This window comes from Malonomonas rubra (assembly GCF_003247215.1).
GTDB lineage: Bacteria > Desulfobacterota > Desulfuromonadia > Desulfuromonadales > Geopsychrobacteraceae > Malonomonas > Malonomonas rubra_A.
Window position 1 is genome coordinate 1 of sequence record NZ_QKAP01000135.1, and the last position, 20,654, is coordinate 20,654.

Below are 20,654 nucleotides of genomic sequence, written 5' to 3' on the forward strand. Positions count from 1 at the left end.
CAGGGGAGGGAGCGTTGTAGACCCCGCCTGTCTCAGCGTGATTGAGGGAGGATGGACAGGAGCCGTGTACGAGGCCCGTACGCACGGTTCTGTGAGAGGGATGAGGTGGGTATTGATCAACCCACCTCACCCTACTCGATTGCATTGAGAATGTTGCTTCAACAACTTTATTGAATGGCAAGTCCAATCGGATTGCCTTTTTGATTCCAAGCTTTTGAGCAAGAAAAACCGATTTTGTTTACTGAACAAGAAAATATGTGAACGACTTGTTCTTTGATTTAGCTACTTGTCAGTGTTTTTAACTCCATTAGCAGCCCTCGCACAAAATCATATCCTTTCTGCCAGAATCCCGGATCGCTTAGATCGATACCAAACGGGTTCAACAATTCCTGGGGTGGCGCGCTCCCGCCAGCTTTCAATAGGTCGAGATAGAGCGGCACAAAATTCTCTCCCTGTTCCATGTATTGCTGATAGAGCGCCAGCACTAACAGCTCACCAAAAACGTAGGAATAGCAGTAGAAGCGGGAATGGATGAAATGACTGATATAGGCCCAGCCCCAGCGGTAAGGTGCGATCATCTGCACCGCATCACCGAACAGCTTGGCGTTCTCCTGCCACCAGAGCTCGCAGTAGTCATCAGGCGATAGCAATCCCTCGGCTCGCTTTTTGTGGGCGGCGATCTCGAAGCGGGTCAGGGCGTTCTGCCGGAAAGTGGTCGCGATGATCTCCTCCAGCTTGACACAGAGCAGCTCGATGCGTACCTGTTTGTCCTGTTCGCTGTCGAGCATCCTGCGGGTCAGTAACATTTCTCCGAACACGCTGGCTGTCTCCGCCATCGGCAGCGGCGCCTGATAGTGGTAGAGGTTTTGGTCTTGTGATAAAGCGAAATGTACACCGTGCCCCAGCTCGTGAGCGAGGGTCGAGACATCGCGCAGGTTGCCGGTGAAGTTGAGCAGCACGTACGGCTGATAACCAGGCAGCATCCCCATACAAAAGGCGCCGCCGGTCTTGCCCGGGGCCGGGAAGCAGTCGATCCGCTGATCGGAAAAGAAGCTGTCGGCGAGCGTCGCCAGTTGCGGTGAGAAACTGTTGAATGAATCGAAAACTAACTTCCTGGCTTCGGCGATATCGAAATGTCGTTTACTGCCCGGCAGAGGCGCATAGATATCAGTGTTTTTCATCTCTTTCAAGCCGAGCAGCTGCATTTTCAGCGCAAAATATTCACGGGCCAGTCCGTAGTTCTGCTCGGTGACCGCCATCATTTGCGCGACCATTTCCGGTTCGGTTTCGCTGCTCAGGTGGGTCGGCGTCATCAGGTCGGGATAGTTGCGGAGGGCACACTCCCGCTCATGATCGAGCAGCAGGTTGTTGAAGCAGGCGGTCAGCACCAGCGCGTTTTCCTGGTGCTTGTTGAGGAAGGTGGTAAAGGCCCGTTCGCGTACTGCGCCCTCCGGGTGGTAAAGCAGCGCCAACAGTTCTTCGCCGGTGACCTCCTTTATTTCTGTTTCTCCCGGCATGACAAAGTCGAAGCTGAAGGAGGAAGTCAGCTCTTCGAACAGCTGGCTGAACCCTTCCTTGCCGGAAAGATCCTTCCGTTTGAGCGCCTGTTCAACCTCTTCGCTCAAGGTGTAGTGAGCGCCTTTGCGCAGCTGGTTGAGGTAGTGTCGATAAGGTGAAAGTTCGGTTGTCGCGGTTAGTTTGGTAAACCGCGCTTTCTCAACCTTCATCATCTCCAGTTCGAAGAACAGTAGCTCTTCGCTGATCTTCGCCCATTGCTCCCGGACTTTGGCGAACAGCGCTTTGTGTTGATCTGGACGGCTGTCGGCCGAGAACAGCAGTTGCGCATAGAGATAGGGCAGAAGTCCTTTGCTCTGTAGTTGTTCGTAATTCTGCAGGGCGGTAGCTAGGTCGACGGCATCAAGTTGCGCGACTCGTGATTTATAGCGGTTACGAAACTGATCGGCTTGCGCGGCCAGTTGTTTAAGGTGCGCGTCGATTTCTGGGTCGTCGGCTGTCTTGTATAGCGGATTGAGGTTCCAGTTGATCTGCTCTGTCATCAATCGTCTCCATTGAATAGCATTTTGTTCACTATCAGCTATCGCAAGTTTTCCTGTCAACCGGTCTTAGGGAATGGGGGTAGGTCTATTTGATAGCAGTTTCTACGGGTGTGCCTCGCTTCAGCAGCAGTTCCTGTCCCTGATGGGTGATGGTCAGCTCTTTCCCATCCCGAAGCAGATAGTGAGCTTTTTTCTGCTCGAAGCAGACTTCCAATGTCTGTCCGCGAATGCAGAGCGGGAATTTGAGCTGATGCATCTGTTTGGGAAGGCACGGATCGAAACTTAACTTGCCAGCGTAATCGCGCATGCCGGCAAAGCCGTAAACCGCGACCATCCAAGTTCCACCCATCGAAGCTATATGGCAGCCGTCCTTGACGTTGCCGCCAACATCTGCCAAGTCCATCAGCACAGCATAACGGGCATACTTGGCGGCCTGTTCCATGTTGCCGATTTCAGCGGCGATAATTGACTGGATACAGGCTGACAAAGATGAGTCCCCGGTTGTAAGCGGATCATAATAATCGAAATTGCGCTTTTTCTGCTCTTTGGAAAAATCCTGGCCGAGCAGAAACATCGCCAGCACGACGTCCGCCTGCTTGAGCACCTGATAACGGTAGATGACCAGCGGGTGATGATAGAGCAGCAGCGGGAAACTTTCACGCGGGGTTCCTTTGATATCCCAAAGTTCGCGGTCGAGAAAATTGTCATCCTGCGGGTTGATGCCGAGTGATTCGTCATAGGGAATGTACATTTTTTCGGCCGCCTGTTGCCAATCGCTGGCTTCGGCAAAGTCCAGACCGGTGCGGTGCACCAGAGTGGCAAAGTGTTCCGGGTGGCACTCCTGCATTTTGGTGATGGTTTTAGCCGCGTAACGCAGGTTTTCGCGAGCCATCAGGTTGGTGTAGGCGTTGTTGTTGACCACCGTGGTGTACTCGTCGGGGCCGGTCACACCGTGGATACAGAATTGGCCGTTGTTGCGTTGCGAATAGAAGCCGAGATCGTACCAGAACCGGGCGGTCTCAACCAGCATCTCGGCTCCCTCGTTGAAGAGCAGAGCCTTATCATCGGTAACCTCTACATATTTACGCAGGGCGTACATGATGTCGGCGTTGATGTGGTACTGGGCAGTACCGGCGGCATAATAGGCGCTCGCTTCTTCGCCGTTAATGGTACGCCAGGGGAAAAGGGCGCCCTGCTGATTCAGCTCAGTCGCCCTTTGGCGGGCTTGATCGAGCATACTGTGGCGGAAGCGCAGCAGGGTACGGGCGATGTGCGGGGCGCTGTATATGAGGAACGGCAGCACGTAAATCTCCGTGTCCCAGAAGTAATGCCCCTCATAGGTTTGTCCGGTTAGCCCTTTAGCCGGAATGCTCGCCCCCTCGGCACGTCCAGAAGCCTGCAGAATCTGAAACAGGTTCCAGCGCAGCGCCTGCTGGAACTCTCCCACCGGCGACTGCTCCTGTTCCGGACCGGTGATCTGCACATCGCTGCGTTGCCAGAAATCATCCAGGTAGCTGCGCTGGCTGTTCAACAGCGCTTTAAAGCCTTCTTTGCAGGCGCGATCCAGAGTCCAATTGCAGCGGGTATGCAGTTTCTTCACCGGTGCGCTGTGCGAGCTGTGATAGGCCACATACTTGATCAGTTGGATCGGCTGTCCCGGTTTGGCGTCGATCAGATATTCGACTTTACCGGAATCATCCGAACAATCGCTATGCCAGGTATAGGGGCAGGCGGTGTCAAATTGATGATCGATGCCGCAGGCCAGAGTCATGCCGCTTTGCTTCGCCCGGTGGCCGATGAATAAACGTTGCTCCTGGCAGTCGTGTAGTACCGGGAGCAGGACTTGATCTTTAAACCCTTTCGCTTGCCGGGGGTCATTTTGTCCCGTCTGGTTGGTCTGCCCGCCGATGATTTCCGAAGAAATCACCACCGGTGCCTCGGCGTTGAGCAGGGTAACCTGGTAGGAAAATGCCGCCAGGTGGCGGTGATCGAAAGAGACCAGCCGCCGCGATTCGATCAGAATCCGTTTTCCGGAAGGGGTTTCCCAGAGGATCTCTCGATCTAGAGTACCAGCCTGCATGTCGAGGGTGCGCTGATAAAGGAGCAGGCTGGCCGCCGGAAGGTAGAAAGGTTCGTCATCAACATAAAGACTTATCCCTTTGGCATCGGTGATGTTAAGCATGGTCTGCCCGGTCTTGGCGAATCCGTAAGCGTCTTCACCGTAAACGATCGGCCAGGTTTCATGAAAACCGTTGATGAAGGTTCCGCGTTGGAAGTAAGGGCTGCCCTCCTCGAAGTTGCCGCGCAGGCCGAGGTAGCCGTTGCCGAGTGAAAATAACGTTTCGGTTTGAGCCAAAAAGCGGGGGTAGAAACTGGTCTCGATAATCTTCCATGGATTGATCGGGTAGATGTGTAGTGGCGGATTGAGGGTCTCATGTCTAATCATCGCTTTTTTAGGCCTTTCCCCGGCAACTTATTTATTTACTGCGGTAGTAACTCTGACAGATCGCTGACAACCAGATCGGCACCGTTTTCTCGCAGGGCGGCGGCATCATCGTGTCGGTCGACGCCGATCACCAAGCCGAAACCGCCTTTCTTTCCAGCCTGTACGCCGGCGATCGCGTCCTCGATGACGACCGATTTTTGCGGTTCAACGGCAAGCAGTTCCGCCGCTTTCAGGAAGGTCGCTGGCTCCGGTTTGCCGGGCAGGCCATACGTTTCGGCGACTTTACCGTCGATCCGCTCTTCGAACAGTTCGGCAATTCCGGCCGCGTTCAGGATCGCTTCGCAGTTCTTGCTCGCCGAAACCACCGCCATGCGGATCTTCTTTTCACGCAGGTAATGGACCAGTTTGATCGAGCCTTCGAAAACACCTACGTGACCGGCTGCGAGCATCTCGCCGACCAGCTGATTTTTACGGTTACCCAAGCCGCAAACTGTTTCTTCCTCGGGATCATTTTCCGGGCTGCCGTATGGGAGTTCAATCCCCCGCGATTGGAGGAAGCTCTTTACCCCTTCGTAGCGCAGTTTTCCATCGACGTAGTGGCGATAGTCTAGATCGATGTCGAACGGCTGAAAGGCGACCCCGGTGGAGAGAAATTTCTGCTGCAGATAGTTGTCGAACATCTGTTTCCAGCAGATGGCGTGCAGCTTCGCAGTTGCCGTCAAGACACCATCAAGGTCGAATAGGACCGCTGAAAACTGTTCAAAGTCGATCTTCCGATTTTGGTTCATTGTTTTCCCTGCTCCTTTGTTGCCGCACGCAGCGGTTCGCACTGAGGTTTACCAGCAACAGAAAAATGCATGTTGGAATAAATTATGATCTCATAAAGCATAGCAAACTGGAGCGAAGCTGCATTTTTGAGGGGTAAATAGCACAGTTTGTGCGAGAGGAGGCTTGGCGGAAAAATAAAAAGGGTTACAGCGAAAACTGTAACCCTTTTACTAACTGGTGCTCAGAGGCAGAATCTGAATTGCCGACACAGGGATTTTCAGGATTGACCTTCCTCACTGAAAATGAAAGTTTACCTGTACATATAACGGCTTTATTAATAACAAAATTCCCCTCCACACTTATTGTGGCATGTGCAACTTAAAAGGAAGCGACAGGGGAAGGGTCGGCCTAAAGATCTGGCTGGCTTGAAAAGCAACTGCGACACCCCCCCCCCTCGGCAACAGGAACTATAATGCAAATTACTCATCTCAGTCAAAGTGACAACATTCCTGAAGCGATTCACGTGCCGATGTGGAAAATTCTCTTCCGGTTGGCCAATCTGCTGCAGGGTAAAAATACCGAGATGGTACTGACTTGTGAACACGGGCCACGCGCACGGGTGGTGCGAGGACTATTGACAAAAAGCGGCTACTTTAACCAGTTTTTCCTGGATGGAGATATGACAGGTTGGCTCAGAGCCGGGCTAATAACAGACAAGTAAGCATGGATTTTCCAGAAAATAACCTTTCAAGTTGGCGTAGACATGTCAGAAATCACAATTATGAAACTGTAAAATGTCTACTCGGACGGTGATTCCCTTTTGATCAATGCTAACTATGTTAAACTTAGAAAAATTCTTTTAGGAAGGGGTAGTTAATGGATCTTATTCGCATTCTCTTTGCCATCATATTGCCACCTTTGGGAGTGTTTCTCCAAGTCGGTATAGGTAAACATTTCTGGATCAATATCATTCTCACTCTTTTGGGTTATATTCCTGGCATTGTTCATGCTGTTTGGGTTATTGCAAAGAAGTGAACATCGGCTACCAAATTGACATTTTTCAGTATCATAAATAGCGATCAAGCTCCATGTTTGGGGCAGTAAAAAAGTAGAGAGATCAAAGGGGCTAAGGAAATCGCCTGCTACTAAGTCAAAGCCATGTTGTCCTTAGGGGGTAAAGTATGTCGCAATTAATTGAAAAACTCGATATAAACCAATACTTACCAACCGCTCTGGATTGGGCCACTAACATTTTTCTTGCCCTGATTATCTTGATTATTGGCATCTGGTTTGCCGGCAAGGTTTACCGGGGCATTGTCGGAATAGCAAATAAGCACGAACAACTTGACGATACCCTTTTCAGATTTTTTGGAAGTCTAGCGCGCTACACAATACTGGCGTTTGTTGGAATTGCAGTCTTAAATCGCTTTGGGGTGCAGACAGCTTCTATAATCGCCCTTTTAGGTGCGGCGGGGCTAGCCGTTGGATTGGCGCTTCAAGGCACTCTCACCAACTTGGCCGCGGGCGTCATGCTGTTGATCTTCCGGCCGTATAAAGTAAATGACTTTGTTGATGTGGCTGATAAGTTCGGGAAGGTTACGGAAATAGATATGTTTACTACTATCCTGCAAACCTTTGATAATCAGCAAATAATTATTCCCAACGGTAAGATATGGGGTGAGCAAATCGTTAACCACTCCCATCACACCATTCGTGGCGTGGATATGAGGTTTGGTATCGCTTATGGAGAAAGCATTGACGATGCCCGGAAGGTTATCGATAAGGTGCTTGAGGATCACGCCCTCGTCCGTAATGATCCGCCTCCTTTTGTGGAGGTTGAAAGCTTAAATAATAGCTCCGTCGATTTTCTGGTTAGACCATATTGTGAAGGGCAGCATTATTTTGCTATTCGTTATTCCATTCCGGAGCAAATCAAGAAAGCCCTGGATGATGCCAACATAGAAATACCATTCCCCCATAGAAAAGTCATTGTCGTCAATGAAAATTAGTAAAAGTGGGTTGGAGTTGCCATAAGCTGGTTTAATTGTGAGTTTCAGGATGATGCCTTGGACTTCCCAAGGGCATTCGCCTAATAACTTACGACTTTTGAAACCCTCACTGTCAGACACCCTGATATTCCCTGCCATTTAGGCCATTCCAGAATAATATTTTCTGGTCGCCCTTTTGTTTTGTATGACATTGTGCCTATCATTACTTTTTAGGTTATACTTCAAGTTCAAGGTTCTTCGAGGAGGTCAGATATGTCACGTCTCTTCATAATCATGTTGTTCGTCCTCGCCATGATCCTTACATCCGAAACGCAGGGCATTGCAAAAAAAGGCGGCGGTAGTGGTCATTCAGGGAGTGGGAGCAACCATTCGAAACATTCTGACGACCACCACAACCTTTTTGATGACGATGACCACCCTAAAAGCAGTGGCTACCATAAAAAGAGGGGGGAATTGAAACTGGAATTCGATGATGAAGGCCATCACCATCATGGCAATGGCCTGTTCAATCACCATCACGGTGACGGTGACGATGATCATCGCCATGGGGAAATTGAGCCTACTCGCCACGGAGGTGGTGAAATAGAAATTCACCGCAGCAGCGGACATAACTAACGATTTTTGAAGCGCTATTTAGGGCCCGGAAAGTATGTATAATTATGACATTACAGTTGAAGAAGGGAATCGAAAATGGCTATCTTCTTAATGTTCGGCAGGTATACATCCGAGGCGGCAAAAGACATCAGTCTGGACAGGACGGTCAAAGCCCGTGAATTGATTATGAAGAACGAAGGGAAAATAATATCCATGTTTGCCGTCATGGGCGAGCACGATCTGGTTTTCACCATCGACTTTCCCGAGGCGGCCATGGCCATGGCCGCCTCGGCCGCATTGTATAAGTTGACCGGAATCCATTTTACAACTTCCCCCGTGGTTGACGTAGGACAGTTCGATAAACTAATGGGAGAGGTTAAGGAAATATAAACTGGTACTTTAACGGGCATATCCACCTAGTCCGATCCCTGCTTGGCGAGAATCTTTTTGCTATTTCCAGCAAGATTGTCTGGAAAGTCCGGATCAAAAGGATTCTCCCACTAAGTTACTGAAATCACAGCGACGCGAACGTGTAGTTTCCATGTTTCAAAATAGAGAAGTGAGGATTAAATTACGAGATTTGAGATGTAGAAACGAAGAAGCCTCGGCTAGGTCCGGAGCTTACTTGTGGCGGAATTGAGAGACAATTCAAACGACTAACCTTGAAAAGATCTCTCCAGTTCGCTTTGCTTTTTGCCGCACCGTTCGCATACACTGGATTAGCAGGCCATGCCGCACCTTTAGAGGAGTGGATGCCGTTACCGTTTTCCAGTAGGGGGTCATGATGTGGAGATTGATCACTACCCTGATCGTGGTGCTCTGTTCGACAGTTCTTTTTACCTCGCAGATTCATGCAATCGAGAAAGGCCCGCAAACCAAGGTATACGTCTACCAGTCGCCTGGCTGAGGTTGCTGCGGTGGCTGGATCAAGCATCTGGAAGAACGAGGCTTCGTGATCAAAAAGGAATCGGTGGTCAGGATTTCTGAGGTCAAGAACCGCTACAAAGTTCCGAAGATGCTCCGATCCTGCCATACGGCCATCGTTGATGGCTACGTCATTGAAGGGCACGTCCCTGCCGACGAGATTATCCGTTTGCTCATAGAGAAACCAGACATCATTGGGTTGAGTGTGCCCGGGATGCCCAGCGGGTCACCCGGCATGGACCAACCTGGCGTCGAGCCGGAACCGTACAGCGTTCTGTCCTTCGACAAGCAGGGCCGGACTCGGGTTTTTGCTACCTATCCGAAGTAGACAAAACCTGCGACCGTTCCAAATTGGAGGCCTGAATAAACCCCCGATGCGTAGGTGCTTGATTGCATCGAATGTGTGGAGCCTTGAGAGGATTAAGTTACTCGATTTAAGATATACCCAGTCGTTGGAGGCAACATGGAAGCAAATGAATTGATGCAGCGTTTAAAATCGGACAAACCGCCCACAGTTGTCGATGTGCGCAGCAAAATTGAGTTTCGTAGAGGACACATTCCTGGAGCGATTCACATGCCGATGTGGAAAATTCTCTTCCGGTTGGTCAATCTGCCGCAGGATAAAAATACCGAGGTGGTGCTGACTTGTGAACACGGGCCACGCGCACAGGTGGTGCGAGGATTATTGACAAAACGCGGCTACATTAACCTGTTTCTCCTTGATGGACATATGGCAGGCTGGCGCAGAGCCGGGCTAAAAACAGACAAGTAAGCATGCATTTTCCAGAGAGGCACCTCTCAAGTTGGCGTAGACATGGCAGAAATCACGACATTTGAGATTGAAAAAGTTACCTGTTCCCGTTCATCACTTCACAACGAGTTTCATTTTTCGACCGCCAGTTACTTCAAAACCATTTTTTTTATAAAAATTGATGGTTTTTTCAAACTCTGGGAGAGGAGGGGTGCATAATTCTAGTCGTTTCCACCCGAAAGATTTCGCATGCTCAACCACACTTTTGAGCAATACATGACCAACCTTTTGAGACCTAAATCCGGGCTCAATGTAAAATTCCTGAACGATACCAAAGGTTCCTTCGGCGTATAGTGAGTAACTTTCGCAGAGGGCAGCAAAACCGATAGGTTTATCCGATCCCGCCTTTATTGCCAGGAAAACAGTATATTTGCCTTGCTCCATTAATTTGCGACAAAGATCTACCGTTTCTGCCATGTCTACATTGAAATGTTGTGCACCTGTTTTTACTATAATTTCATCAGTAAGAGCTTTTGCAAAATAAGCTATTACTTGTGAATCAGACGGAACTGCTTTTTTAATGTAGGTACTCATTATTGATTCCAGATGGCTAACATAAGAAATCAGGAAACTTAAATGCGGTTGTTGCTTTCCGAAGAACTATATGTTTTTAATCTCAATGAACCACTTGGGGTGCATTGCATTGAAGTCGGTTCGGATATTGGACGGCAGGGAACTTGCCGAATCAAGCACATAGGATCGACTACCCTCACGCTTAAAAACAACCCAGTGCCAGAAATTCTTGCCATCTTCCTGATGGTGTTTAATGGACAATAAGGCAAGATCCGGTAGCCCACGCCATGACTCAAAAGGAATCTCTTCGGCAGATGTCTTAACACCTGCTTTGGCCAACATTTTTCTGACATGTTGGGTATCAGACCAAAGGGATTTATCTTCAGCATAGATACCCATACCGTTTGCTATGATCCTCATCTCCTGATAGGTCTTTCCCAAAATACTTGCAACTGATGCAATTCCACACCCTGTTGCTTCTTCCTGTAATATCGGTTTTAGCACTGAGTACTCCAATTGCCTAACTTTTAACTTTATAGATCGAGAAGGTTTAGATCTCCATTCTTGTAAATGAAGAGGGCTTTTTGTTTTAGTAGCTGTTCGAAGCGTTTAATAGACAATCTAAGCGGTATCCATCACTGCTAAAGACTATTTCGCTTCATCGAGAAAATCAGGGGCTAGCACCTCTGAAAGCTTAAATCATTAAATCCACAATGCTTCGGGAATGTGCCTCTTAGATTGTTAGTTCAAAAGTGCCAGAGGCTTTGACGACGTACATTCTGCTCCCTCTTTTTCTGGCTGGTTGGAGTCTCGTTTTGTTCAAATTATACTTAATCTGATGAAACACTCCCACAAAATTTCTAAAATATATAAGAAGGGTCATGACACTTTAAGAGGTCAATCACGGATGATTTTGAGGATCAATTGGTAGAGATCCTGACCTCTATGATTGAACCTAAACTCACATTCTTTGAGATGCAAGATGAAGGTGCTGGGAGCCATGCCACGAAAGCGAACGAGTCTTGTTTTTGCGTAGCTCCAAAAACCTTCGATCCCGTTGATGTGAGTTCGACCTTTGTCAAATTCGTTCTGGTCGTGATCGATGCGCAGATGCTTTCCATAGGCAACGTCGACCAAGCTGTTATAGCCGCGCCAGCCGTCAGAGCAGATGACGCTTTTCAACTCGACTCTGCCCCGTATAACGGCTTGTAGCGTGATTTTGGAACAATTCGGAACGATCTCTGTGTAGACATGACCGTTCCGTTGAAAGATGCCAAAAACCATCGTTTTGCCATATGTGCCACGCCTCTTTTTCCTTTGATGCGGCGTGCACCAAAGAACGATTCGTCAACTTCGACCTCTCCCGAAAAGGGAGATTGTGTATCGCGATATTCAACCAGGCGCCGCCGGATCGCTTTCAAATAACGATTGATCGCATTACGGCTCAGACCTGTAAAACGAGCAATCTGAGAGGCGTCCAAATCGACAGAAAACAGCCTGACAATCCGACGAAATTGATGCTCAGGAATGAGTGAACGCCAAACATACTTGTTTTCATTGTCATGACAGCAGCTTAGCACACCTTTGCGAGTGCTTAACGTGTCATGACCCTATAAGAAATTCATTTTTTAGGGACATTTGATAATCGGATTGAATGTCTATCTTGGACGACACTGGCTCCGGACTAATTTAAATTCTGATAATGCAAAGCCAATTTCAAAGGAGAGTCGTACAAAGATAGAAAACCTACATTGCCTTTATTTTTAAATGGTTATGGAGGTTTTTAGCCGCCATGGTGTAGTTCGGTTGTTACCATTGTGGAAAAAATATGTTTGACATTAAATTTATTTCGTGTAAACCTACTAATAAATGAACTGACGGTACAATCTCCGAAAAGGCAAAACCGGAGTAATCCGGTGACGCAAAGCCACGGGTCCTTTGAATAAGGACAGCCGGGTTGCCGAAGAGGTGAGATATGCATCTTGGCACCGGCGAAAACCGATTCTCAAGAGCGCTCATCTACGGCAGAAGGTGGGCGCTCTTTTTTTGTTAGAGGTGCCCAGAACAGGAAATGCCTAACAAGGGAAAAGCAAAGCGAAGATGCAATTGCAAACGCACAACTTACATATCGAAGAAAAGCGAAATCGAATCCGGGGAGGATGGTTCGGACTGCTGCTTCTCGTCCTGTTGTTGGCCGTCGCCGGACCGGTACAAGCGGTAGATAAATTCTGCAGTGATGCCCCTTACTTCGGTGTGATTGATGGCAATGTCCATCCGGTTCCAAACCAGATCACAATCGATCGCGATTGTACTTTCCAGAATTTTCCAGAGTCCAATCCGCTGACAACGACGGTTAATTTCCAAACCAACGATCCCTCGATTTATCTGATCATTTTCAACAACGTCATTTTTACCGGGCACATGGCTTGCGCCAGTATCGATCACCGCATCTGGTTCTCCAACGGTTCCGATTATGGGTCGAGCAACAGTTGTCAGGATCTGTTCATTCCGGTGGAAAGCATTGCCAAGCAGGCACCCGCGGAAACGGCGGCTGTTGGTGTCCCCTTTACCTATACCCTGACGCTACCGTCCATGACCGAAGTCGGCGGGCCATCGTTGAACGACCTGCACACCGTCACCCTTTGGGATGATCTGACCGCCACAGGGGCAGCCCTGACCTATGTCGATATAAACGCCTATTACAAGAATAGCGGCACCCCCGTGACGTTGGTGCCTGAAAACGACCCCGACGCCCTAGGCGGAATTTGGACTTCTAAGAACCTTTCGTACAAGCCGCTTCCCCTAATTCTGAAAGGGGAGCAGATTATCGTTGAGCTTACGGTTGTGCTGGATGATTCGCCGGTTAATACGGTGGGAACCAGCTTTACCAACACTGCCAAGTGGTCCTTCGGCCGTCTGATCGAGGGGGAGTTTTATTCTCCTCTTCCCGGCGAGTGGGGTGTTTCCGAGCCGATGACAATCGCCGCGCCAGAACTGGTGGTGACCAAAACAAGTGATGAAACAGCCCTAAATCTAGGTGTGCCGGTAACCTTTACGATCGAGGTCCAGAATGTCGGTGGCAGCGAGGCCTGGAACACCAGTGTTGTTGATCAGATTCCGGATGGCATGTGCGACCAGGATCCCACGGCGACTCTCTCCGCCCGGATTATCGCCGCCGACGGTAGTCCAGTTGCCACTCTAGAACAGGGAATAGATTTCACCCTGAATTATGACGCCACCCCTGCGCCAACCTGCCCGCTGAGTTTGGATTTGAAATCAGCGAAGGCGGTGATCGGTCCCTCAGAGCGTTTGCTGATCAGTTATGAATCGCAACTGGATGGCGACACCACTGCCGACGGACTGACGTTGACAAATGTGGCCGGGGCGGTGAAGTGGTTCAGCGCCGATCCCAACGGGGGAACCAGCCCCAAGCCGATCAGTCGCACGCTTAGTGACGGGACACCGGGTGTTGACGATCATCAGGACAGCCAGTCCGTGACCACGGCCCTGTCTGGCTACTATTTCCAGAAAACGGTAACCAACCTGACCAGTAACGTTAGTCCGGCAACTACCGCCGCTCCGGGTGACCAGTTACGTTATCGCCTGCGGGTCTTCAATGTCGATCAGACGCTCAATGACATCACCTTACTCGATCAACTCAACCCGACCTACTTTGACTTGGGCAGTTTCTCGATGGTGACGTTACCGGCGGGCAGCGCCTTCAGTTTCGATCCCGTCACCGGAATGCTGCAAATCAATGGCGGTTCAGGAGATCTGAATGTCGCGGTCGGTGAGGAATTGGTGATCGAGTTTGACGTTACTCTCAGATCATCTTTGAGTAACGGGACTTTGGTTGTTAATCAAGCCGAATTCACTGCCTTTGGGCCTCTGAATGCGATCAGCGACGATCCCTATTTCAACGGTATTGCCCCGCCTGGTGAACCGGCCGATCCGACCCGGGTGGAGATCCAGTCTCCCGGGCCGCTGGAAAAATCCAATGATCAGTCGACTGCGACCATCGGCGAGCAGTTCATCTACAGTATCACCGTTCCTGCAGAGCCGGTGGCGATTCCATTGTACGACGTTCGGGTGATGGACAACCTGAGTCTGTCAACTGCCGATCTGCGTTTTATCAGTGCCGAGATCGCGGGTGGCAGCTGGGTTCCGAACAATGTCGGGAGTGACACAAATCTGATCATCGCAGACACCTCAACCGGGATTGATATCCCTGCTAACGGGCAGGCGATTATCAAGATCCGGGTGGAGCTTTTGAACAGCGTCACCAACCAGACTGGGTTGTCGTTCGCCAACAGCGCTAGCTACAGCTATAACCGCAGTAACGGCAACGAGACCACCCGCACCCTCGGTGGCGCTGGCAGCAGTCCTAACATGCGGATAGTTGAGCCGGCTTTGAGCGGCAGCAAGGCAGTCAGCTTTATTTTGCCGGCGGGCAAACCATCCACCGATCCGGCTGTAGTCGGTGATATTCTCGAATATCGGATCAGCATGACCAACAACGGCGATTCGACCGCTTTCGATGTCAGTGTGGTGGATACTCCGCCGGCTGAAGTGCTGCTGGTGCCGGGATCAGCGACGGCGCAACTCAATGGGGTCGGCATAAGCGGCTTTGTTGCCGAGCCCACCGAACTTGTCGGCGGCGGGCTGGTCTGGGGGCCATTAAACGACGACGGCAGTTTGGACATTCCCGCTGGGCAGACTCTGGTACTGACCTATCAGGTGACCGTTTCATCGGTAGCCGGCACCGCTTTCAGCAACAGCGTGTATCTGGACTGGAGTTCCTTGGACGGGGACATTTCGGCGGAGCGGACCGGCGACGGATGCCCGACGGTCACGGCGCCCGACGACTACTGTTATGGCCCGGCGACGGTCAGCGTCAGTACTCTCGACAACACGACGATCATCAAAACGGTAGCGGACGATTCCTTTGCCGAAACTCCCGCCAGTAGCGGCGCTCCGATAGTTCGGGTTGGTGACACCGTTACCTACGATCTGACCCTCAATCTGCAAGAATACATAACTCAGGATGTGGCGGTCGAAGATCAACTGCCAGTGGGGATGCGTCTGGAAAGTTTCTCCATCATTGGCGGAAGCGGTTTTGGCTATACATTGACGAGCCAACCGGCTGCCGGGGCAACCGGCACCCTACGTTGGGAATTCGGGGATATCAACAACCCACCGAGTGCTGACGGGACGCCGCTTGATCCCTTGGTGATCCGTTATGTCACGCGGGTCATTACCGATGCCCCGCCGCTGGGAATTGCTTACGACATCGATACCGCGCGTGACAATCAGGTGCAACTCTCCTATGCCGGTGGCGATCCGGTGCTATTTCCCAATCGTTTGACGGCTTCGGCGGAAATCAGTGTTCGCCAGCCACAGATGAGCGCAATCAGCAAGAGTGATCTCGGAACGGGTCGGGACGGTAGCGGCACGGCGGTCGATCCATATCGGGTCAATATCGCGACCGATGTCATGAACTTCCGGTTATCGTCCTGCAACGAGGGGCTGGCACCCGCCTATGGTGTGGTTTTGACTGACCAACTGGCACCCGAGTTTGACGAAAGCGGTTTGATCAGCAGTCCACCGGTGGTGCGTATCGGCTCGACCACCTTGAGTGTCGGCACCGACTACAACCTCACCGCGCCGAATCGTGGGGGCGAATTGCGCATCGCCCTGCAGGACAGCGCTCCGGTCAATCCGGGTGAGTGTGTCATCGTCGATTACAACCTCGGTTTTCACACTGATCTGACAGTTTCTAAAACCTGGAATAACAGGGCTCGGTTAGCGGAATACCGCTCCTTGCCTCTTGCCGAGGCGGGTCGCCTCTATGCGGCAGGTAGTTCAGCTGATGTTTGGATGACCAACTTGGTGAATGTCGAGCAATTGCTGAAATCCCTTGAGTCGGCACCGGAGGCGACCATCGGCGACGAGGTGACCTATCGCATCCGGGTGCCGGTTCTGCCGATGAACCGGGCGCTGGACGACCTGGTGATTACCGACAGCTTACCAGCCGCTCTGGAATATCTCTCTGCCAGTGCGATCGACAACAGTGGCGCGTCTGTAAGTCTGGTCGACAACAGCTCGGCCCCAGGCGATATTAGTCTGGGAATCGGGCAAATTCCGGCCGGCGAACAGGTGACCATCACCTTGCGGACCCGGGTCGTCAACAATGCCGCGGCCAACGCCGGAAACAGTATTATCAACACCGCTTCGTACACTTATGCGGGAATGCCGGTCGGTCTGGATACTGCCTCATCCAGCGGCCCTTTGACGATTGTCGAACCGACGTTGACCATCGCTAAGTCAGCAGTGAATCTCAGCAACCCCAGCAGCGCCCCTGTAATTGGCGATATCCTCCGTTACGATCTGGTGTTCATGGCTGCCGGCGGCGTGGTGGGAGATGCGTATTCTTCCGCCTTCGATCTGGCGATAGAAGACAGTCTGGGGGTTGGGCTCGCCTATCGAGGCGGGACTGTCGTTATCGACGGGGCCGGCAACACGATTGCTGACCCGACGGTGAGTGTTGATGCGGTTTCTACCGCCCAGACGCTCAACTGGAGTCTGGCTGATGCCACGGCGGATATCGATGTTTTGGAAGGAACTCAAGTGACTCTGTCCTACGAGGTGGAGGTACTTGGCAGCGTACTTCCGGGACAAACACTCACCAATAGCGCCGTGGCTCGCTGGACTGGGCAGGACGGCGATAATCCCTTCGAACGTAGCGGAAGCGGCCTGCCGGAGGAGAATGATTATGTCACTACGCCGGCGGAAATCAGCCTGACTGCGGCGCTGTCGGTTGTCCTTGGTAAATCGGTGGTTAATCTCACCACCCGCGAGGACCCGGGCGTGAACGCCACGCCTGGAGACCGGCTGCGCTACACGCTGGTGCTCAGCAATCAGAGTCTGACGCCCTTGACCAACGGCGTGCTGATTGACGAATTATCCGCCCAGTTCGCAGCCGGCAGCTTGCAGCTGATCAGCGTACCGCCGGATGCCGATATCACTGCGACCAACCCTTCCGGCGGTTCGGCCGGAACCGGGATGGTTCATCTCGGAAACCTGAGTTTGGCGGCGCAAGGTGAGGCTGGAGATTCCTTGACTCTGGTATTCGAGGCGACCCTCGCCCCGGTCATTCAAAGCGGGACTCAGGTGCTGAACCGGGCGCAACTGAGTGGTGATAATCTGGCCACCGTGATCAGCAATCAAACAAGCACCCTGATCACTTCGGCTCCTGCCCTTGAGGTCTGGAAGACATCACAGGATCTCACCGACGATCTCGCGGTGCTGATGGCCGGTGATACCCTGCGTTACACCATTACCGTCAAAAACGTCGGCACCGAGAATGCCGTCAACGTCTTGCTGCGGGACCAGATCCCGGCTAACACCCGTTATCTGAACGGCACGACGACCCTGAACGACAACCCGGTGGCGGACCCGGCTCCCGGTGTTTCGCCGCTACGGGACGGACTTTTTCTCAATTCACCGGAGGACGCAACGGCCGGGGCGATGCGGGCTGACGCGACCAGCAACTCCGCAAATGTTGCTACGGTCAGTTTCGACGTGGTGATCAATGCCGATGTCATCGACGGTGCGGTTATTGTCAATCAGGGGTTCGTCGATTTTGCCGGAACCGGCAGCGGCTCGGCCCCGGAAGAACCGTCCGACGATCCGGCTACCGCGGTTGCGGATGATCCAACCCGAGATGTAGTCGGCAACCTGCCGTTGATCGATGCGCACAAGACGGTGGATATTCTCGTAGACAACGGTTCGCTAGGGATCGTCGATCCGGGTGATCGGCTCCGTTATACGATAGTGGTCACCAATACTGCTGCGACGCCGGCCACCGCTGTGGTGCTCCGTGATGCAGTACCCGCGTTCACTACCTATGTGGACGATTCCGTGCAGTTGAACGGCCTTCCGGTAGGCCAGCCGGACCTCGGCGTCTCACCATTGACTGCCGGTATCGACCTGAGTTCCTCCGACCTGACACCGCCCCTGCCGAGTGCGGACGGCGGCATTCTGTCAGCCAACGGGACCGCCACGATCAGTTTCGACGTCGAGGTTCAGGCCGGAGTTGCTGAGGGCACCATCATCAGCAACCAGGGTTTTGTCAGTAGCGCCGAACAGGCCGATGAACCAACAGACGCCGACGGTATCGACAGCAACGGCGATCAGCCGACCCAGATCGTGGTGGGGGCGGCTCAACAGCTAAGTATCCTCAAGCAGGTTGCAGTGATTGACGGCGGTACGGCAGAGGCCGGCAGCCAGCTCGAATACCTGATTCGGGTGACCAATATCGGTAGCCTGCCGGCTACGCAGGTCTTAGTGACCGATGATCTGGCTCTAAAGATAGATGGTCTGCCTCCGCTCGCCGATTATGTGGACTATATCGCCAACTCCGCCCGTTTGAATGGCTCTGCCACCGGTGTGACCTTTATGGGGACACAGTTGACGGCCGACTATGCCGCCGAATATGGCGATTTGCCGGCGGGCGCTGATTTCGAGGTGCGCTTCCGGGTCAGGATCAAACCGACGGTGGCGCGGGGGACGACTCTTACCAACAGTGCTCAGGTCACTTGGGACAACAATCCGCCTGTGAGCGCGGAGGTTTCCCTAGACGTGGGCGGGGCTCCGGAAAGTGCCGCCCTGAACGGGCGTGTCTGGCACGATGCCGACCTGAACCTGCTTGACGACGACGGCGAACGCCCTCTGGAGGGGTGGACCGTTGAGCTGTCCCGCGCTGGCCGCATGCTTGCTTCAGTGCTGACCAATGTCGATGGGGAGTATCGTTTCAGCGGCCTGCCCACCAACGAAACGACCGGCGAATTTTACCAGGTACGCTTTCTGGCGCGGGGAGCCGGGCCGGACACCGCTTCCTTGGGGGATGGCGACTCCCCCTTTACCAATGGCCCACAGCAGATCAGCGATATTACCGTTCCCGACGGTGCCAACCTGCAAAACCTGAATCTGCCGATTACGCCGAACGGTGTGATTTACGACTCGATCCGACGTGAGCCGATTGCCGGTGCCCAGGTGACCCTAATAAATGCGGTATCCGGAAACACTCTGCCGAGCACCTGTTTTGACGATCCCCGTCAGCAGGAACAGCTAACTGCTCTGGACGGTTATTACAAGTTCGCGCTTAACTTCGGTGATGCGGCCTGTCCGGCTGGTACCGATTATCTCATCGAGGTCGTGCCGCCACCAAGCGGTTACACGGGGATGCCTTCGCGGATCATTCCTCCGACCAGTGACGCCACAACGACAGCGTTTTCCGTTCCTGCTTGTCTCGGTAGTGCGGCTGATGCCGTACCGACCAGTGCCGACAGTTGCCAGGTGGTAGTCGACGCCGAAGTGCCGCTGCGGGAGGTTGCACCGCGTACCGCAGGGACCGCCTATCATTTGCATCTTAAGTTGGACAACAGTCTGGTTCCCGGGGATAGCCAGATCTTTAACAACCCGATTCCGATCGATCCGGTGGCCGACGAGGCGGTAGCGATCACCAAGACTGCTGCTCGACTGACGGCCAGCCGGGGAGACCTGGTGCCCTACACTATCCGGGTGAACAATGTTTTCGGGGTACCACTGACCGATGTGTCGTTGATCGATCGTTTCCCGGCTGGCTTCAAGTACGTGACGGGGTCCGCTCGGTTGGACGCGGTGCCCGCAGAACCTCACTGGACCGGAAGAGAGTTGAGCTGGGAGAATCTGGATCTGCCGGTGGATGCCAGCCTCACCCTGCAACTGCTGTTGGTGGTGGGGGGCGGTGTTAGCGAAGGGGAGTACGTCAACCGGGCGCTGGTACGCAACAGTGTCAGCGGCGATCAGTACTCGGGCGAAGCGACCGCGACTGTGCGGATTGTCCCCGATCCAACCTTCGATTGCAGCGATGTTATTGGCAAGGTGTTCGATGACCGCAACCGGAACGGGCAGCAGGAATCGGGGGAAGACGGGCTGGCCGGGGTCCGGCTGGCGACGGCGCGTGGACTGCTCGTGACCACCGATCCCAACGGGCGTTTCCATATCACCTGTGCCCAAGTGCCGGATTTGGAGCGGGGCAGCAATTTCATTTTGAAGCTGGATGATCGCACCCTGCCGAGCGGCTTCCGTCTGACCACCGAGAACCCGCGGGTGCAGCGTGCCACTCGCGGCAAGACACTGCGCTTCAATTTCGGCGCGACCCTGCACCGGGTGGTGACCATCGATGTGGCCGACGGAGCCTTTGAGCCGGACAGTACCGAACTGCGTCCGCAGTGGCAACCCCGCATCGATCAGTTGCTGCAGGTTCTGAAGGAGGCGACTTCGGTGTTACGGCTTTCCTATCTGGCCGATATCGAAGCGGAGAGTCTGGTGAAAAAACGCCTCGCCATGCTGAAGCGGACCCTGACGGAACGTTGGGAACAGGGCGAGGGGAACTATCGTCTGGCGATTGAAAGCGAAGTGTTCTGGAGGCGCGGCAGCCCGCCTTAAGCGGGCGGGTGCGGACCTTTAGTTTCAGGGAAGGGCGGTTT

The 20,654-nt window shown here is 52.6% G+C and carries 14 protein-coding genes, 1 pseudogene and 1 riboswitch; of the genes and pseudogenes, 9 read left to right on the forward strand and 6 right to left on the reverse strand.

Annotation, left to right across the window (positions count from 1 at the left end; genetic code table 11):
• Positions 1-278: 278 nt before the first annotated feature.
• From Q7J88_RS14005 to Q7J88_RS14015, 3 genes are all read right to left on the reverse strand, one after another.
• Complete coding sequence (locus tag Q7J88_RS14005; protein WP_303722857.1) at positions 279-2,057, reverse strand: M3 family oligoendopeptidase; 1,779 nt, start codon at positions 2,055-2,057, stop codon at positions 279-281.
• 85 nt (positions 2,058-2,142) lie between these two features.
• Positions 2,143-4,503 carry a glycoside hydrolase family 65 protein gene (locus Q7J88_RS14010; RefSeq protein WP_303722858.1) on the reverse strand — a complete coding sequence of 787 codons (2,361 nt, stop codon included), beginning with the start codon at positions 4,501-4,503 and terminating at the stop codon, positions 2,143-2,145.
• Positions 4,504-4,538: 35 nt separating this feature from the next.
• Entirely contained in the window at positions 4,539-5,291 is a 753-nt protein-coding gene (locus Q7J88_RS14015) for an HAD family phosphatase (RefSeq protein WP_303722859.1), read from the reverse strand.
• 452 nt (positions 5,292-5,743) lie between these two features.
• Here Q7J88_RS14015 and Q7J88_RS14020 point away from each other — a divergent pair, with 452 nt between their 5' ends.
• The 8 genes from Q7J88_RS14020 (at position 5,744) to Q7J88_RS14055 (ending at position 9,570) form a co-directional block, all read left to right on the forward strand.
• Entirely contained in the window at positions 5,744-5,992 is a 249-nt protein-coding gene (locus Q7J88_RS14020) for a rhodanese-like domain-containing protein (protein ID WP_303722860.1), read from the forward strand.
• A gap of 155 nt (positions 5,993-6,147) precedes the next feature.
• Entirely contained in the window at positions 6,148-6,306 is a 159-nt protein-coding gene (locus Q7J88_RS14025) for a YqaE/Pmp3 family membrane protein (RefSeq protein WP_303722861.1), read from the forward strand.
• A gap of 146 nt (positions 6,307-6,452) precedes the next feature.
• On the forward strand, positions 6,453-7,280 hold the full coding sequence (locus tag Q7J88_RS14030) for a mechanosensitive ion channel family protein (protein ID WP_303722862.1): 828 nt from the start codon (positions 6,453-6,455) through the stop codon (positions 7,278-7,280).
• Positions 7,281-7,532: 252 nt separating this feature from the next.
• A complete protein-coding gene (locus tag Q7J88_RS14035) occupies positions 7,533-7,895 on the forward strand; it encodes a hypothetical protein (protein WP_303722863.1) in 363 nt (120 codons plus the stop codon).
• 75 nt (positions 7,896-7,970) lie between these two features.
• Positions 7,971-8,264, forward strand: coding sequence for a GYD domain-containing protein (locus Q7J88_RS14040; RefSeq protein WP_303722864.1), 294 nt, complete (start codon positions 7,971-7,973; stop codon positions 8,262-8,264).
• Positions 8,265-8,655: 391 nt separating this feature from the next.
• A complete protein-coding gene (locus Q7J88_RS14045) occupies positions 8,656-8,781 on the forward strand; it encodes a hypothetical protein (protein WP_303722865.1) in 126 nt (41 codons plus the stop codon).
• A gap of 45 nt (positions 8,782-8,826) precedes the next feature.
• The gene (locus Q7J88_RS14050; RefSeq protein WP_303722866.1) at positions 8,827-9,126 is read left to right on the forward strand and encodes a DUF411 domain-containing protein; all 300 of its coding nucleotides are present in this window, start codon (positions 8,827-8,829) and stop codon (positions 9,124-9,126) included.
• A 135-nt stretch (positions 9,127-9,261) separates the two neighbouring features.
• A complete protein-coding gene (locus Q7J88_RS14055; RefSeq protein WP_303722867.1) occupies positions 9,262-9,570 on the forward strand; it encodes a rhodanese-like domain-containing protein in 309 nt (102 codons plus the stop codon).
• Positions 9,571-9,663: 93 nt separating this feature from the next.
• Here the strand turns inward: Q7J88_RS14055 and Q7J88_RS14060 are convergent, their stop codons facing one another.
• The 3 genes and pseudogenes from Q7J88_RS14060 to Q7J88_RS14070 form a co-directional block, all read right to left on the reverse strand.
• Positions 9,664-10,143, reverse strand: a complete 480-nt coding sequence (locus Q7J88_RS14060) for a GNAT family N-acetyltransferase (protein ID WP_303722868.1) — start codon at positions 10,141-10,143, stop codon at positions 9,664-9,666.
• A 66-nt stretch (positions 10,144-10,209) separates the two neighbouring features.
• Positions 10,210-10,626 (reverse strand): hypothetical protein, encoded by a 417-nt coding sequence (locus Q7J88_RS14065; protein ID WP_303722869.1) that lies wholly within the window; start codon positions 10,624-10,626, stop codon positions 10,210-10,212.
• Between the two features lie 393 nt (positions 10,627-11,019).
• Positions 11,020-11,702 (reverse strand): annotated as a pseudogene (locus tag Q7J88_RS14070) (IS1595 family transposase).
• Positions 11,703-12,008: 306 nt separating this feature from the next.
• A riboswitch (cyclic di-GMP riboswitch) is annotated at positions 12,009-12,087 on the forward strand.
• Between the two features lie 135 nt (positions 12,088-12,222).
• On the opposite strand from Q7J88_RS14070, the gene Q7J88_RS14075 reads away from it, so the two are divergent.
• Positions 12,223-20,613, forward strand: coding sequence for an isopeptide-forming domain-containing fimbrial protein (locus Q7J88_RS14075; protein WP_303722870.1), 8,391 nt, complete (start codon positions 12,223-12,225; stop codon positions 20,611-20,613).
• The last annotated feature ends 41 nt before the right edge of the window (positions 20,614-20,654 follow it).